A 14,322-nucleotide genomic window follows, 5' to 3' on the forward strand; every position below is an offset into this window, starting at 1 on the left:
GGGCCCCGCACGGGGGACCGGATCAGCAGAGGGCGGTGGCCTCCTCCAGGGAGAGGCCACCGCCTTCGGCGTACGCCGCCTCGTAGGCGGCGTCGCCGAGGACCGCGCGGGCCCGTTCCTCGGCGTGGAGGGCGTCGGCGCGCTCCGTGGACACCGGGACGTGGCCGGGGGGCAACAGGGACCGGTAGGCGCCGACCAGCCGGGCCGCGTCGTAGGCGCGCTCCGGGCCGCCGAGACCGCTGTGGGAGACGGCCGCCGTGATCAGGAAAACGGCCGGCATCTGCGGAGCGACCATCATGGCGAGCGGGTCGTCGGCGGCGCGCATGGCCCTGCGCACCAGGTCGAGTGCCTCGCGGTGGTGGCCCTCCTGATTGTCGAGCCAGGCCAGGGTCGCGAGCAGGAAGCAGTCGAAGATCGCGTACGCGCCGGTGGCGAACTCCTCGCGCAGCGACTGGAGCTGGGCCCGGGCCTCGGGAATGCGGCCGGTGCGGCCGTAGATGCCGGCGAGGAACATCCGGGCGGCCGGCATGGCCTCGTTGTTCAGTTGCCGGACGAGGCCGAGAACGTCGTCGAGGATCCTTTCGGCCTCCTCGATCTGACCGTTCTCGACCAGCGACCCGGCCCGTCGCACCCGTAGGACGGCCACCTGCGCTTGGGCGCCCAGGCGCTCGGCGTAGGCGATGGCCGCCCGGAAGTCCTCCGCGGCCCGCGCGTACTCACCGCGCTTCTCCAGGGATTCGGCGCGTGCCGACAGGGCCTCGGCGCAGCCCCAGGCGTCGCCGAGCTCCCGGAAGACGGCCAGGCTCTCCTCCGCGTCGCGGGCCGCGTCGCCGCTCCAGTCGGCCCGGTTGGCGAGGATGTTGGCCCGCAGTTGGAGGGCGGTGGCGTACGCCCAGCGGTAGCCCAGCTCCCGGGAGGTCTCGACGGTCGCGTCGAGGATGCGCCGGAGCAGCTCCGGGTCCCCGTTGATCATGACGGCGTAGATCCAGAGGGCGCCCGGCACCTGGCAGGTCTGCGGGAGGCCCGGCCGGTAGACCCGGACGATGGTCTCGATCTGGGCCCGCACCTCGGGGGTGCTCCAGTCGGCGCTGTTCTGGTCGCGGGAGGTCAGGCACATCATCCGCACACCGCGCCATGCCTCGGTGAGCAGTTCGCCGCTGTACGGCGGCGGGGAGTCGACGATCCGTTCTCGCACGGGCTCCGCGGGGAGCGCGGGCGGGGCGAACGGATCGGGTCCGAGGGCGGCGGCGAGACCGGACCAGTGGCGGGTCTCGGCCCGCAGGTCGTGCATGTGCCAGTACCAGCCGAGCGAGTGCACCAGGCACAGCACTTCGCCCGTGTCCTTGACCGCGATGGCCCGGCGCAGGGCGGTACGGATGTTCTCGTACTCCAGCGCCAGCCGCTCGCCGGCCGCGCGCTGGCCGTGGCCGCGCAGCAGCGGCTCGGTGGTGCGGGCGAGTTCGCGGTAGTGGGTCAGGTGGCGGCGCTCGGTGGCCTCGCGGTCACCGGGGCGTTCGGCGAGCCGCTCGGCCGCGTACTCGGCGACGGTCTCCAGCAGCCGGTAGCGCATGTCCCCGTCGGGGCCCGGGGCGGCGACGACGAGGGACTTGTCGACGAGCGAGCCGAGCGTCACGAGCACGTCCACGCCGTCCCGCGCCGCGGTTTCCCGGCCCTGTCCGCCCTCGGAGCGGCCGCTCTCGGCCGGTCCGGCCTCGCCTCGTCCCGGCTCGCCCCGTCCGCTCCCGGGCCGGCCGGCCTCGGCGCACACGGCTTCGGCGGCGGCCAGGTCGCAGCCGCCCGCGAAGACGGACAACCGTCGCAGCACGGCCCGTTCGGGGGCGTCGAGGAGGTCCCAGGACCAGTCGACGACGGCGCGCAGCGTCTGCTGGCGCGGCAGCACGGTACGCGAGCCGCTCGTGAGCAGCCGGAACCGGTCGTCGAGGCGTTCGGCGATCTGCCTGGCGGTCAACAACCGCAGCCGGGCGGCGGCGAGTTCGATGGCGAGCGGCAGCCCGTCGAGGCGGCGGCAGATCTCGGCGGCCGCCTCCGGGTCGTCCTCGACGCGGAACCCCGGGCGGGCGGCGGCGCCCCGGTCGGCGAGGAGGTGCAGTGCGACCGGGTCGGGCAGCGGTTCCACCGGGCGCAGCCGCTCCCCGGGCACCCCGAGGGGTTCGCGGCTGGTGGCCAGGATGCGTACGCCGGGGCAGCGGGCGAGCAGTTCCTCGGCGAGGCCGGCGACGGCTTTGACGACGTGCTCGCAGTTGTCCAGGAGCAGCAGGAGCCGCCGCCGCGCGCAGTGGTCGACGAGCCGTTCGAGGGGGTCGTCGCCGTTCCGGTCGGTCAGCGCCCGCAGTTCCTCGGCGGCGGCGCCGCGCAGCTTGGTCTCGCGGGCGCCGAGGGCGGCGAGGACCGCCTCGGGTACGTCGTCGGGGTCGTCCACGGGTGCCAGCTCGACGAGCCACACCCCGTCGGGCGGGGCGGCGGCGCCCTGCGCCTCGGCGGCCTCCTGCGACAGCCGGGTCTTGCCCGCCCCGCCGGGGCCGAGGAGGGTGACGAGGCGGGCGTGGGCGAGGTCGTCGCCGATGACCCGGATGTCGTCCTCGCGGCCGACGAAGGTGGTGAGCCGGGACCGCAGGTTGCCCCGGACGGGCGGCGGCCCGGACGCGACGACGGGGCCGGCCCCGACAGCGTGGCCGGGAAGGGGCGCCGGGGCGGGAGCAGTCGTCGGGGCGGGAACGGGGCCGGGGGTGGGGGTGGGGGTGGGCGGGGCCGCCGCCGGGGTCAGGAGCTCGGCGTGCAGGGCCCGTAGGGCGGGGCCCGGGTCGGTGCCGAGCCGATCGGCGAGGTCCCGTCGGACTTCTTCGTAGGCGGCCAGTGCCTCCGCCGGCCGGCCCGCGTCGCGCAGGGCGCGGATCCGCAGCGCCTGCGACGGCTCGTCCAGCGGCTGCTCGGCGCACAGTGCGCCCAGTTCGGGCAGGATCCGCTCCGCCTGCCCCAGCGCGAGGGCGGCGGCCAGCCGGCCCCGGCGCGCGTCCAGCCGTACGGCTTCCCAGCGCGCGGCCTCGGCCGCCGGGTCGGGCAGGCACGCCAACGCCGGTCCGCGCCACAGGGCGAGGGCCTCGTCGTACAGGGCGGCGGCGCGGGCCGGGTCCGACTCCGCCGCCGCGGCGCCCGACAACCGCTCGAAGCGGTACAGGTCGATGTCGTCCCGGTCGGCAGCCAGCAGGTAGCCGCCCTCGGCGGACCGCACTGCCTCGTACCCCAGCGCCCGGCGCAGCCGCGCCACGAGGGCCTGGAGGGCGGCGACCGCGTCGGCGGGCGGGTCACCGTCCCACACCTGCTCGACGAGCAGGTCCGTCGACACCGTGCGGCCCGGCCGCAGCGCGAGCGCGGTCAGCAGGGCGCGCAGGCGCGCTCCGCCGACGGCGACGGGGCTCCCGTCGTCGCGGACGGCCTGGGCGGTGCCGAGAATCGCGTAACGCACCGGCCCATTGTCGCTGCCCGGGCCCCCGGGGCCGACCGATTTCCGGGCCGGGATAGGTTTCGCCGCATGGGTCACCAGGGGAGCCGCGCCGAGCGGCAGGTCAGTTCCGTGTTTCTGGGCATCGTCGCGGTCATGGCGGTCACCGGCTGGGCCGTGTGGACCGGCTTCGCGACGAGCCCCGGGCTCGCCGTGTTCCTCTTCGTGACCTCCGCGTGGGTGGTCTCGCTGTGCCTGCACGAGTACGCGCACGCACGTACCGCCCTGCACGGCGGGGACATCACGGTGGGCGCCAAGGGGTACCTGACGCTGAACCCGCTGAAGTACACGCACGCGCTGATGAGCATCGTGCTGCCGGTGGTCTTCGTGATCCTGGGCGGTCTGGGTCTGCCCGGTGGCGCGGTCTACATCGAGCGGGACCGGATCCGCGGCCGCTGGAAGCACAGCCTGGTCTCGGCGGCGGGGCCGCTGACGAACGTGCTGTTCGCGGCCGTGTGCACGGCGCCGTTCTGGCTGCACGCGCTCGACGGCGTCCCGCTCGCCTTCCGCTTCGCGCTCGCGTTCCTCGCGCTGCTCCAGGTCTCCGCGGCCATCTTGAACTTCCTGCCGGTGCCGGGCCTGGACGGCTACGGCGTGATAGAGCCGTGGCTGTCCCAGCGGGTGCGCCGCGAGGTGGCGCCGCTGGCACCGTTCGCCCTGATCGGCGTGTTCGCGCTGCTGTGGATCCCCGAGGTGAACATGTTCTTCTTCGACCGGGTCAGCGACATCCTCGGCGCGCTGGGCGTGTCCGACCTGGAGACGTACTGCGGCCACGACCTGTACCGCTTCTGGGAGGAGACGGACGGCTACTGCCAGATCCCGTCGCGCTAGTCCCTCTCCCGGCGGCGGTCACGGCGGTGCCGTTAGAGTCGGACCATGATCGATGGGGAACAGGGGTCGGAGCTGTCGACGCGGGACGCGGTGGAGCTCCGGGCGGGAGACGCCGACCGCGAGGCGGTGGCCGAGCGGCTGCGGATCGCCGCGGGAGAGGGCCGGATCGGCCTTTCCGAGCTGGAGGAGCGGCTCGACCGGGCTTTCGCCGCGAAGACGTACGGCGAACTCGACGTACTGGTGGCCGACTTGCCGCGGGAGGGGCCTTCGGTACCGCGCCCAGGCACCGACGCCGACACGCTCGTCCTGAAGACCAGCCTGAGCAGCATCAGGCAGAGCGGCCGGTGGACGGTGCCGCGGAAGATCGTCGCCGAATGCAAGATGCTGGGCATCGTCATCGACTTCACCGAGGCGACCTGCGTCCACGGCGACGTGACCGTCGAGGCGCGCTGCGGATCGGGCATCATCCAGCTGATCGTCCCGCGGGGCTGGGCGGTGCGGATCGACGGATCGAGCACCAACACCGCCCACATCGCCAACGGGGCCACGGCGCCGGCGGACCCGGGCGCGCCGCGGCTCACGGTCGTCGGACACCCGCGCGCCGGCCACATCAAGATCAAGCAGCCTCGCCGCAAGCGCTAGTGCTGTGGCCGGGGCCGGTCAGGCCCGCTTCTCCGCCTTGGCCTTCCGCAGGTAGTACCAGGCCATGTTGGAGGTCAGCCCCGCCAGCAGGACCCAGACGATCCCCAGGAAGCTGCCCTCCACGAAGGCGACCACGGCCGCGGCCACGGACAGGACGCAGACGACAACGGCGAACACGGCAAGGCGGGGCATGCGGCAGAGCTCCTCGGCGGCACAGAAGGGGTCGAGCCCCTCCAGTGTCCCCCATCCCCACCCGCCGGCCGGACGGCCACCGTCACGACGGGGCGGAGGCCGTCGCGACGGGGCACCGGTCAGACGTCCGTGACGCGCAGGCCCGCGTGGGCCTTGTAGCGGCGGTTGGTGGAGATGAGGTTGGCGACCAGGGCTTCGACCTGGTGGGCGTTGCGCAGCCGGCCCGCGAAGACGCCGCGCATGCCGGGGACGCGGGCCGTGAGGGCCTGGACGAGGTCGGTGTCGGCGCGGGATTCGCCGAGCACCATCACGTCCGTGTCGATCTCCTCGACCGTCTCGTCCTGGAGCAGCACCGCCGACAGGTGGTGGAAGGCCGCCGTGACCCGGGAGTCCGGGAGCAGGGCCGCGGCCTGCTGGGCGGCGCTGCCCTCGGGGACCTGGAGGGCGTACGCGCCCTGCTTGTCGAAGCCGAGCGGGTTGACGCAGTCCACAACGAGCTTGCCCGCGAGGTCCTCGCGCAGCGCTTCGAGGGTCTTCGCGTGGCCCTCCCACGGCACCGCGACGATCACGATGTCGCTGCGCCGCGCGCACTCGGCGTTGTCCGCGCCCTCGACGCCCAGACCCAGTTCCCCGGCCGCGGTCCGCGCGCGATCGGCGGCGCGGGAGCCGATGATCACCTTCTGGCCGGCGCGGGCGAAGCGGTAGGCCAGGCCCCGGCCCTGGTCGCCGGTGCCGCCCAGGACGCCGACGACGAGGCCCGAGACGTCCGGGAGGTCCCAGGGGTCCTTGGCCGGCGGCTTCTGCGTGCTGTCTGAGGAAGTCATGGGGGCAAAGGTACTGCCGAGTACCCGCGCCCATACCCGTCGGGACGTATCGCGGCGAAGTGCCCGCCGCGCGTCCCCGGTGTGGGGCAGGATGCCGCCATGGACGCCGTGAGGGTCGCGTTGTTGCGCGAGGTGCTCGCCGGTACGCAGTGGCCCGGGGCCGCGCGCCGGTTCGCCGGTTCGCTGCGCCGTTCCGTGGTGCCCGCCGGCGGGAACCTGCTGCTGGTGGGCACCGAGCGGTACGAGCCCTGGCACCTGGCGGCCCACCTGGTGGACGAGGCCGCCTGGTCGGGGCTGCCCGAGCTGGCGCCGACCCTGGTACGCCACCGGGTGCGGCCGGGTGAGCCGCCGCACCTGTCGGTGGGACTGGGCCGGCTGGCGGCGGCCCGGCGCGGACACACGCTGCTGGTGGTGGCCCCGGAGCAGCCGGGCGAGGGGCTGCTGGAGCGGGTCCACGACGCCCGCCGGGCGGGGGCGACCGTACTGTCCCTGGACGGCGGGGACCGCGACCTGGGCACGCTGGCCCACGAGGCGCTGTCGGTGCCGGACGCCACCGCCGAGTTGGACCTGGACACGGTGCAGCACCTGGTGAGCGCGGCGGCCGGGGAGAACAGTCTGCCCGCGCCGCGCGGCGGGCCGCGCCGGCTGCGGGACCGGCTGGCGCGGCTGGCCGATCAGCTGACCGCCCCGCCACCCAGCCGCTGGTGACACCGCGCCGCGACGGCGGCTACGGCGTCTGCGCCGTCCCGGCCGGTCCGCCGGTCCCGTCGGTCCCGTCCGTCCCGTCGGCCTCGCCGCTCTTGTCGTTCCACTTGGGGTCGTTCTGCCACTCCAGGTTCCGCTCCTCGGCGGTCTGCATGGCGTGGGCCGCCTCCTCGGGGCTGGAGTACGGACCGAACCGGTCCTTGGCCGGGCACTCCGGTCCTTCCTCGACCTTGTGGTGGACCAGGCAGTAGTACCACTCGCCCGGTTTGCCCGTTTGGCGCTTCTTGAACAGTGCCATCGTCGGCCGGCTCCTCTCGTCGCGGCTCTCACCGCTCTCTGCCGCCATGCTGCCCCATCACCGCCGGCTACACTCGCTTGCATGTCTGGCCAGTCGCTGCTCGTACCCGGCGAGCTCTCCCCCGCCCGTTCCGTTCCCGGCAACATCCGCCGGCCCGAGTACGTGGGCAAGCCCGCGCCCACTCCCTACACCGGACCGGAGGTGCAGACGCCCGAGACCATCGAGGCAATGCGCGTCGCGGGCCGGATCGCCGCCCGGGCGATGGAAGAGGCCGCCAAGCACATCGCGCCGGGGGTGACCACCGACGAGCTGGACCGGGTCGCGCACGAGTACATGTGCGACCACGGCGCCTACCCCTCGACGCTCGGCTACCGCGGCTTCCCCAAGTCTTTGTGCGCCTCCGTCAACGAGGTCATCTGCCACGGCATCCCGGACTCGACCGTCCTGCGCGACGGGGACATCGTGAACCTCGACGTGACCGCGTACATCGGCGGGGTGCACGGCGACAACAACGCCACGTACCTGTGCGGCGAGGTGGACGAGGAGTCGCGGCTGCTGGTGGAGCGCACCCGCGAGTCCCTGAACCGGGCCATCAAGGCGGTCAAGCCGGGCCGGCAGATCAACGTGATCGGCCGGGTCATCGAGTCGTACGCGAAGCGCTTCGGCTACGGCGTGGTCCGGGACTTCACCGGTCACGGCATCAGCACGTCGTTCCACTCGGGCCTGATCATCCCGCACTACGACAGCCCGCACGCCACCACGGTCATCGAGCCCGGCATGACCTTCACCATCGAGCCGATGCTGACGCTGGGGACGCACGAGTACGACATGTGGGCCGACGGCTGGACGGTCGTCACCAAGGACCGCAAGCGCACCGCGCAGTTCGAACACACCCTGGTGGTGACCGACACCGGCGCGGAAATCCTCACCCTGCCGTAGGGCGGTCCCGGGTGGAGGTTTTTGCCGACACGGCGTCGGGAAGACTCTTAGGAGACCGGTCGGGGCGGCGGCGCCGTCGCGCGCCCGCCGCTCTGCCGACGACCCTCGGAGGTCCGCCTTGGACGCCTTTTCCACGGCCATCCGTGTCGCCTCGCACGAGCAGCACACCGAGGCCGAGACCTCGACGTTCATGAGCGACCTGCTGGGCGGCCGGCTCGGCGTGGCCGCCTACGCCCGCTACACCGAACAACTGTGGTTCGTGTACCGGGCCCTGGAGGACGCGGCCGAGGCCCTCAAGGGGGACCCGGTGGCCGGGCCGTTCATCCGACCGGAGCTGATGCGCGTCGCGCAGATCGAACGCGACCTGGCGCACCTGCGCGGCGCGCGGTGGCGGGAGGACCTCTCGGCCCTGCCGGCGACGCGCGCGTACGCGGCCCGGGTCGAGGACTGCGCGGCGACCTGGCCCGGCGGGTACGTGGCCCACCACTACACCCGCTACCTGGGCGACCTGTCGGGCGGGCAGCTCATCCGGGACAAGGCGGAGCGGACGTGGGGCTTCGCGCGCAAGGGCGACGGGGTGCGGTTCTACGTGTTCACGGACATCGCCAACCCGGCCGCCTTCAAGCGGGGCTACCGGGAGCTGCTCGACGCGATCGCCGCGGACGACCTGGAGAAGCAGCGGATCATCGACGAGTGCAAGCGCGCGTTCGAGCTGAACGGGGCCGTGTTCCGGGAGCTGGGCGAGCAGTTCCCCCTCAGCGCGTAGGCCCTGGCCGGGCGGTTGACGGGGCCGGCGGTGCCCGGCAGGCGGAGGAGCACCGCACCCCCGCCCGGCACACCCTCGGCTACCCGGGCCCCGACAGAGCCCGCACCGCGTCCGCGGCGACCGGCCCGTGTCGGGCTCGCCGTGCCACCGCACCCGGCCGGGTCCGAGGAGACCGCCCTGCCGGGACCGCCCTGTCACCGCCGGGCCGGGTTCGGGGCGCCACCGCCCGGACCGGGTCCGAGGACGCCGCCCGGGGAAGGGCCCGCCGTGCCACCGCGCGTGACGCATCCGAGGCGACTGCCCGGATCGCCCCGCCGGGGCGCCGCACGGAGCGGGTTCGCCGGGCCACCGCACCGGCCGGGTCCGAGGGGGCTGCCCCGGAAGGGCCCGCCGGGCCGCCGTTCGGGCCGGGCCGGGGTGAGGGCTCGCGCCGCGTACGAGGCGGTCCGCCCGAACCGGCCCCGGCGGCGCTCCGGTGGGGGTCAGGGCTCGCGGTGGGCGAAGCGGACTCGGCCGCCGAGCTCGACCGTGCCGTCCGGGCCGGGTGCGGTGAGGATCTGGGAGCCCGCCCCTTGGGTGATGTTCAGGGCCCGGTTCAGCTCGGCGGTCAGCAGGATCGCCGCCGAGCCGGTGGCCTCGTCCTCGGCGATCGCCCCGTCCGGGCGGCGCGGGAAGCCGCGGGCCCGGACGCGTCCGGCGGCCTCGTCCTCCCAGGCCCAGGCGTAGAGCCAGCCCTCGCCGGGCGGCGGCGCGGGCAGCGCCTCCACCTCCGCGGCGCTCGCGTACTGCTCGGTGCGCTTGCCCTCCACCCATTCGGGGCGGGCGGTGATCCAGGTGAACTCGCCGTCGTCGCGGGCCCACACGGGGCCTGCCGGCGGCTGGAGTTCCTCGATGTCGAGCAGCCAGGCGACCCCGACCAGGGGGTGGCCCGCGAACCGCATCCGGGTACCGGGGGTGCGGATGTCGACGATCCCGCGCTCGGGGTCGTCGACGAAGACCGTCTCGCTGTATCCGAGCTCCGCGGCCAGTGCCTGCCGTGCGGCCTCGTCGGGGCAGGTGCGGCCGTCGCGCACGACGCCGAGCAGGTTGCCGTGACGGCCGTCGCCCGCGCAGAAGACGGAGAGCACGTCGAGATCATTCACCCCGGCATTCAAACACGGGCGCCCTCCTTTGCCTTCGCTTGACCTCTCCGTGGGGCGACCGTGGAAGTCCCGTGACGGCCTCGTGTCCAGGGCGCGACGGTGTGCGCCGAATCACTGGACGCGGGGTCCGAGGTCAGGTAAGCCTCGGTTAAGTTAGGTCCGCCTCACTCGGCCGCCCCCACCCGACGGGGCGGCCTTCTGCCGAACGCCAGACCCGCCAGGAGCCCGCATGCGCCCCGCCCGCCTCACCGTCGTCACCGCGGCCGCCGCAGTGGCCGCGCTCACCGCCGTCACCGGTTGCGCCGAGAAGAGCGCGGCGGGCGCCGAGGGCACGATCCAGGTGGCCGCCTCCGACAGCGCCTGCGACGTCTCCAAGAAGGAGTTCCCGGCGGGCAAGGTCACCATCGAGGTCGACAACAAGGGCTCCAAGGTCACCGAGGTCTACGTCCTCTTCCCGGACGACCGCATCGTCGCCGAGCGCGAGAACATCGGCCCCGGCACCAAGGCCACCATCACCGCCGAGATCAAGGCGGGCGACTACGAGGTCAACTGCAAGCCCGGCATGAAGGGCGACGGCATCCGCCAGAAGGTCAAGGCCACCGGCGGCGCCGCGACCAAGCGCAGCCCCGAGCTCGACGCCGCGGTCGCCGAGTACCGCAAATACGTGCAGGCGCAGGCCGACGAGACGCTGCCCGCCACCAAGGGCTTCGTGGACGCGGTGAAGGCCGGTGACGTCGAGGCCGCGAAGAAGGCGTACGCCGTCTCCCGCCTGGGCTGGGAGCGCACCGAGCCGGTCGCGGAGTCCTTCGGTGACATCGACCCGAAGGTCGACGTGCGCGAGGACGGGCTTGAGGCGGGTCAGGACCCGGCGAAGGACTGGACCGGCTGGCACCGCCTGGAGAAGTCCCTGTGGGCCGAGAACAAGATCGACGACAACGACAAGAAGCTCGCCGACACCCTGATGAACGACGTGACCGACTGGCAGAAGCGGATCGGCACGGCGGAGATCACCCCCACCTCGATGGCCAACGGTGGCAAGGAGCTCCTCGACGAGGTCGCCCGCAACAAGGTGACGGGTGAGGAAGAGCGCTACAGCCACACCGACCTGGTCGACTTCAAGGCCAACGTCGAGGGCGCGAAGAAGGCGTACGAACTGCTCAAGCCGGTCGCCGCGAAGAACGACGCGGAGCTCGTCAAGACGCTCGACGCGCAGTTCGCCGCGCTGGACACGCTGCTCGACAAGCACCGCGCGGACAAGAACGGCTACGACTTCACCTCCTACGACAAGGTCGGCGACGCGGAGCGCAAGGAGCTCTCGGACGCCGTGAACGCACTGGCCGAGCCGCTGTCCAAGCTGGCCGCGGCGGTCGCGAAGTAACGGTCGGGAACAGCGGAGCAGGCGGGAGGACCGGAATGGCTGACTCGGAGTCGGTGACGGTGGAAGAGCACGACGGCACCCCGGAAGGCGCCACGGCGCCCTCGCGGCGTGCCGTGCTCGGCTGGGGCGGGGCCGGGCTGGCGCTGGGCGCAGCGGCGGCCGGCGGTGCGGTCGCGGCGTTCGGCGGCGGCTCGGACGTGGTGCCCGCGGCGTCGGCCGGGGCGGCCGTGCCGTTCCACGGCGAGCACCAGGCCGGTATCGCGAGCGCCGTCCAGGACCGGCTGCACTTCGCGGCCTTCGACGTGAAGACCAAGGACCGCGAGGAGCTGATCCGGCTCCTCAAGGACTGGACCGAGGCGGCCCGGCTGATGACGGCCGGGCACCCCGTCGGCGACGGCGGCTACGGCGGCCTCCCCGAGGCCCCGCCGGACGACACGGGCGAGGCGCTGGGGCTGAAGGCGTCCCGGCTCACCCTGACGATCGGTTTCGGGCCCGGCCTGTTCGCCAAGGACCGCTTCGGGCTGGAGGACAAGCGTCCCGAGGCCCTGGTGGACCTGGAGCAGTTCCCCGGCGACAACCTGGACCCGGCCCGCTCCGGCGGCGACCTCTGCGTGCAGGCGTGCGCGGACGACCCGCAGGTCGCGGTGCACGCCATCCGCCAGCTCGCCCGCATCGGCTTCGGCAAGACGGCCGTCCGCTGGTCGCAGCTCGGCTTCGGCAAGACCTCGTCCACCACCCCGGACGCGCAGACCCCGCGCAACATGATGGGCTTCAAGGACGGCACCCGGAACATCTCGGGCACCGACCGGGCGGCCCTGGACCAGCACGTCTGGGCGGCCGCCTCCGACGGCAGCGCGTGGATGGCCGGAGGCTCGTACCTGGTCGCCCGCCGCATCCGGATGCACATCGAGACCTGGGACCGCACCTCCCTCCAGGAGCAGGAGGACGTCTTCGGCCGCGACAAGGGCGAGGGCGCGCCCGTGGGCAAGGCCAAGGAGCGGGACGAGCCCTTCCTCAAGGCGATGAAGCCGTCGGCGCACGTGCGCCTCGCCCACCCGGACAGCAACAGCGGTGCGCGGATCCTGCGCCGCGGCTACTCCTTCACGGACGGCACGGACGGGCTGGGCCGCCTCGAAGCGGGCCTGTTCTTCCTCGCCTACCAGCGGGACGTCCGCAAGGGCTTCATCCCGGTCCAGCGCAACCTGTCGAAGAACGACGCGCTCAACGAATACATCCAGCACGTGGGTTCGGCCGTCTTCGCCGTCCCGCCGGGCGTCCGCGACAAGGACGACTGGTGGGGCCGGACGCTGTTCGCGTAGACCCGTAGACGCGTAGGAGGAACCACGTGTTCAGCAACTATCTGATCGGTCTGCGCGAGGGGCTGGAGGCCAGCCTCGTCGTCTGCATCCTGATCGCCTACCTGGTGAAGACCGGTCACAAGGACAAGCTCGGGCCGCTGTGGCTGGGCGTCGGCCTGGCCGCCGCCCTGAGCCTCGGCTTCGGCGCGGCCCTGGAGTTCGGCACCGAGCAGCTGACGTTCGAGGCGCAGGAGGCGATCGGCGGGTCCCTGTCGGTCATCGCGGTGGGCCTGGTGACCTGGATGGTCTTCTGGATGAAGCGCACCGCGCGGCACCTGAAGGCCGAGCTGCACGGGAAGCTGGACGCGGCGCTCGCGATGGGCACCGGGGCGCTGGTGACGACGGCGTTCCTGGCCGTGGGTCGCGAGGGCCTGGAGACGTCCCTGTTCGTGTGGCGTTCGGTGAAGGCGGCCGGCGACGGCGCGGGTCCGCTGGTCGGCGTGCTGCTGGGCATCGGCACCTCGGCGCTGCTGGGCTGGCTGTTCTATCGGGGGGCCCTGAGCATCAACCTCGCCAAGTTCTTCACCTGGACCGGCGGCATGCTGGTCGTGGTCGCGGCGGGCGTGCTGGCGTACGGGATCCACGACCTCCAGGAGGCCGGCTTCCTGCCCGGCATCCTGACGAAGGCGTTCGACATCAGCGACACGATCCCGCCGGACAGCTGGTACGGGACCCTGCTGAAGGGGACGCTCAACTTCCAGCCCGACCCGACCGTGGTCCAGCTCGTGGTGTGGGTGCTGTACCTGCTCGCGGTGTTGACCCTGTTCCTGGCGCCGTCGGCCCTCAAGGGCCGGAGCGGCGGGGGGAAGCCCGCGGACCGACAGCCGGCGGGCGCCCCCGCCGCCGAGGCGCAGGGCTGAGGGCCGCCGCCCGCGGGCGTGAACGAAGACGGCGTCAACGAAGAGGGGCCGGACGACTGCTGTCGTCCGGCCCCTCTTCGGTCACCCCGTCAGCGGCCCAGCGGCCAGGCGACGGCGGCGGGGGTCTGCTCGGAGGTGCCCGCGTACTGGGCACAGGCGTCGGTCAGGGTTTCGAGCAGCGTCAGGGGGTCCGGGAGCGCGTGGTCGATGCCGCGCAGCCAGGCGACGGCCTGCTCGCCCGGGAGGGAGGCCGGCGGGACGAGGACGTAGCTGCCGCGGCAGTGCCAGCGCAGGCCCGGGTGTTCGTCCATCGTCTCGGGGTGGCAGTCCAGTTCACAGGGCCACCATTCGTCCTCGTCCTCCGGCGTGCCCCGGGTCGCCGTGAAGAACAGCATGCGGGCCTGGTCGCCCGTACCGCCGGACTCGGCGACCGGGCCGACGTCCACGCCGGCCGCCAGCAGGCGGGTCAGGGCGTCGCGGCCGGCTTCCAGCGGGACGTCCAGGACGTCGTGCACCATGCCGGTCGCGGTGATGAAGTTGGCCCGGGGCTGGTCACGGACCCATCGTTCGATCTGCGCGCGGTCGGTGGTCGCCTGGGTCTGCCAGGCGAAGGAGACGGGGTGCCGTGCGGGCGTCGGACAGCCGATGCGGTCGCACGAACACCGGTAGCCGGCCGGGTGGGCGGCCGGGGCGATCGGGAGGCCGGCGGCGGCGACGGCCAGGAGGAGTGCCTCGCGTTCCCTGCCCGGGTCTTCCGGAGCCGGTTTCGAGCGGCGGCGCAGCCACTGGGAAATCCTGCTCTGCTCGCCGCGTTTGACGCGGCCGGACTCGGACCCCATCTATCCCCTCACCTCACCGTTGCCCCCG

At 73.4% G+C, this 14,322-nt stretch carries 14 protein-coding genes; 8 read left to right on the forward strand and 6 right to left on the reverse strand.

The features are described 5' to 3' along the window. Positions 1-22: 22 nt before the first annotated feature. Positions 23-3,484 (reverse strand): BTAD domain-containing putative transcriptional regulator, encoded by a 3,462-nt coding sequence (locus tag ACFVXJ_RS06080; protein WP_389659350.1) that lies wholly within the window; start codon positions 3,482-3,484, stop codon positions 23-25. Positions 3,485-3,550: 66 nt separating this feature from the next. On the opposite strand from ACFVXJ_RS06080, the gene ACFVXJ_RS06085 reads away from it, so the two are divergent. Together ACFVXJ_RS06085 and ACFVXJ_RS06090 are read left to right on the forward strand one after the other, a co-directional pair. Continuing rightward, entirely contained in the window at positions 3,551-4,351 is an 801-nt protein-coding gene (locus ACFVXJ_RS06085) for a site-2 protease family protein (protein WP_389659353.1), read from the forward strand. A gap of 45 nt (positions 4,352-4,396) precedes the next feature. Next, positions 4,397-4,993 carry a DUF1707 domain-containing protein gene (locus ACFVXJ_RS06090; RefSeq protein WP_389659356.1) on the forward strand — a complete coding sequence of 199 codons (597 nt, stop codon included), beginning with the start codon at positions 4,397-4,399 and terminating at the stop codon, positions 4,991-4,993. 18 nt (positions 4,994-5,011) lie between these two features. On the opposite strand, the gene ACFVXJ_RS06095 is transcribed toward ACFVXJ_RS06090, so the two are convergent. Both ACFVXJ_RS06095 and npdG read right to left on the reverse strand, forming a co-directional pair. Further along, positions 5,012-5,185 (reverse strand): hypothetical protein, encoded by a 174-nt coding sequence (locus ACFVXJ_RS06095; protein ID WP_389659359.1) that lies wholly within the window; start codon positions 5,183-5,185, stop codon positions 5,012-5,014. Between the two features lie 119 nt (positions 5,186-5,304). Beyond that, complete coding sequence (gene npdG, locus ACFVXJ_RS06100; protein ID WP_389659362.1) at positions 5,305-6,009, reverse strand: NADPH-dependent F420 reductase; 705 nt, start codon at positions 6,007-6,009, stop codon at positions 5,305-5,307. Between the two features lie 99 nt (positions 6,010-6,108). Between npdG and ACFVXJ_RS06105 the strand changes: the two genes are divergently transcribed. Next, positions 6,109-6,717, forward strand: coding sequence for a hypothetical protein (locus ACFVXJ_RS06105; RefSeq protein WP_389659365.1), 609 nt, complete (start codon positions 6,109-6,111; stop codon positions 6,715-6,717). A 19-nt stretch (positions 6,718-6,736) separates the two neighbouring features. On the opposite strand, the gene ACFVXJ_RS06110 is transcribed toward ACFVXJ_RS06105, so the two are convergent. Next, complete coding sequence (locus tag ACFVXJ_RS06110; protein WP_389659368.1) at positions 6,737-7,012, reverse strand: hypothetical protein; 276 nt, start codon at positions 7,010-7,012, stop codon at positions 6,737-6,739. A gap of 81 nt (positions 7,013-7,093) precedes the next feature. Between ACFVXJ_RS06110 and map the strand changes: the two genes are divergently transcribed. Both map and ACFVXJ_RS06120 read left to right on the forward strand, forming a co-directional pair. After that, a complete protein-coding gene (gene map / locus ACFVXJ_RS06115; RefSeq protein ID WP_361310440.1) occupies positions 7,094-7,951 on the forward strand; it encodes a type I methionyl aminopeptidase in 858 nt (285 codons plus the stop codon). Between the two features lie 118 nt (positions 7,952-8,069). Further along, positions 8,070-8,717, forward strand: a complete 648-nt coding sequence (locus ACFVXJ_RS06120) for a heme oxygenase (biliverdin-producing) (protein WP_389659371.1) — start codon at positions 8,070-8,072, stop codon at positions 8,715-8,717. A gap of 482 nt (positions 8,718-9,199) precedes the next feature. On the opposite strand, the gene ACFVXJ_RS06125 is transcribed toward ACFVXJ_RS06120, so the two are convergent. Further along, positions 9,200-9,859 carry a PhzF family phenazine biosynthesis protein gene (locus tag ACFVXJ_RS06125; protein WP_389659374.1) on the reverse strand — a complete coding sequence of 220 codons (660 nt, stop codon included), beginning with the start codon at positions 9,857-9,859 and terminating at the stop codon, positions 9,200-9,202. A 229-nt stretch (positions 9,860-10,088) separates the two neighbouring features. Here ACFVXJ_RS06125 and efeO point away from each other — a divergent pair, with 229 nt between their 5' ends. The 3 genes from efeO to efeU are packed head-to-tail and all read left to right on the forward strand — an operon-like array spanning position 10,089 to position 13,455. After that, positions 10,089-11,237, forward strand: coding sequence for an iron uptake system protein EfeO (efeO, locus tag ACFVXJ_RS06130; RefSeq protein WP_389659377.1), 1,149 nt, complete (start codon positions 10,089-10,091; stop codon positions 11,235-11,237). A 35-nt stretch (positions 11,238-11,272) separates the two neighbouring features. Continuing rightward, positions 11,273-12,556, forward strand: a complete 1,284-nt coding sequence (gene efeB / locus ACFVXJ_RS06135; protein WP_389659380.1) for an iron uptake transporter deferrochelatase/peroxidase subunit — start codon at positions 11,273-11,275, stop codon at positions 12,554-12,556. A 26-nt stretch (positions 12,557-12,582) separates the two neighbouring features. Beyond that, positions 12,583-13,455, forward strand: coding sequence for an iron uptake transporter permease EfeU (gene efeU / locus ACFVXJ_RS06140; protein WP_389659383.1), 873 nt, complete (start codon positions 12,583-12,585; stop codon positions 13,453-13,455). A gap of 89 nt (positions 13,456-13,544) precedes the next feature. On the opposite strand, the gene ACFVXJ_RS06145 is transcribed toward efeU, so the two are convergent. Next, a complete protein-coding gene (locus ACFVXJ_RS06145; protein WP_389659386.1) occupies positions 13,545-14,294 on the reverse strand; it encodes a bifunctional DNA primase/polymerase in 750 nt (249 codons plus the stop codon). Positions 14,295-14,322 lie beyond the last annotated feature (28 nt).

Origin of the sequence: Streptomyces sp. NPDC058279, from assembly GCF_042881255.1 — a bacterium.
Lineage (GTDB): Bacteria > Actinomycetota > Actinomycetes > Streptomycetales > Streptomycetaceae > Streptomyces.